Below are 1,046 nucleotides of genomic sequence, written 5' to 3'. Positions count from 1 at the left end.
TCAACGCCTTCGACCTCGCCTTCGACGGCCGCCTGTCCGCAGGCCGCAACTAACCCTTCAACAAGATCGAGTTACACCGTTCTCTTGACAGTCCCTGGCACCCGGATCGGCCATGGCTCCGGGACGTCGACTTCGACGTCGAAGGTTATGGCCGGCCTGTATATCCGGACCCGAGAATCCAGCTCATGCGTGTGAACGACGAGACCGTTGTCGGTCTCGATCACCCAGTAGTGTGGAATCCCGCTAGCGGCGTAGAGGGCCTTCTTCGTGATGTGATCCATGCTCTGAGAGGCCGGCGAGACGATTTCGGCGGCGAGCACGATCTCTTGCGGTTCATAGAAAGCCGGGCGGCGACAGGCTGCTTCGTCCGTCGCCACCAGGACGTCGGGACTGAAGCAGCAGCGGCGGCCGATCCGCACCTCCATGCCCTGCGTGACCTGGTAAGCGATCGGACAGGAGCCCTCCAAAGCCACCATGAGGCGCATCGCGACGATCTGGTGGATGTCGGTGCGGGAGGGCGGCACGAGTAGCACTCCGTCCAGCAACTCGCGCCGCACCCCGTCATCCGGAAAAGCGTTCAGATCGTCTGTGGTCCAACCGTCCTCCGGAGGAAGGTCGCCCACTGCGGTGCTCCCTAGAGATTGCGCGGGCGGATGGAGGCCAGCGGAATCTCGATCTTCCAGGGCTGTTCGGCGCGGAGGGTGTCATCCCCGGAGAAGAATCCGGTCTCGTCGTAGCTCTGGGTTTCTGAGTTCAGCTCGAAGGTGGTGACCTCAAGGCCGTCCAGGGTCTCGATCAACCAGAAGTACGGGATTCCGGCGTGCGCGTAACCGGTCGGCTTGGTTACCCGATCGGTGCCCTTCGTGCTGGGAGACACCATCTCGGCCACCAGCACGACGTCAGAGGCGGGAAATTTCCCTCGCCCCGACTTGGCGGCCTCAAATTTGATCACTAGGCCGTGTTTCGTAGCGGCGTCGATGTTGAGGCGTGTTGGTGATCGATAACAGAAGAGGTCTCCGGTAGTTGGTTCAGCGACCAAGCTAGAA

Annotated in this window: 2 protein-coding genes; both read right to left on the bottom strand. The window is 61.7% G+C overall.

The features are described from left to right. Positions 1 to 71: 71 nt before the first annotated feature. Complete coding sequence (locus ACGFJ7_RS46815; protein ID WP_392649051.1) at positions 72 to 623, bottom strand: Uma2 family endonuclease; 552 nt, start codon at positions 621 to 623, stop codon at positions 72 to 74. Between the two features lie 11 nt (positions 624 to 634). Beyond that, a partial coding sequence (locus tag ACGFJ7_RS46810) for a Uma2 family endonuclease (protein WP_392649048.1) occupies positions 635 to 1,046 on the bottom strand: 412 nt, incomplete at its 5' end.

The sequence above is a fragment of the Actinoplanes sp. NPDC048988 genome (genome assembly GCF_043197815.1).
Classification (GTDB): Bacteria; Actinomycetota; Actinomycetes; order Mycobacteriales; family Micromonosporaceae; genus Actinoplanes.
This window is presented reverse-complemented; position numbering and strand designations above follow the sequence as displayed.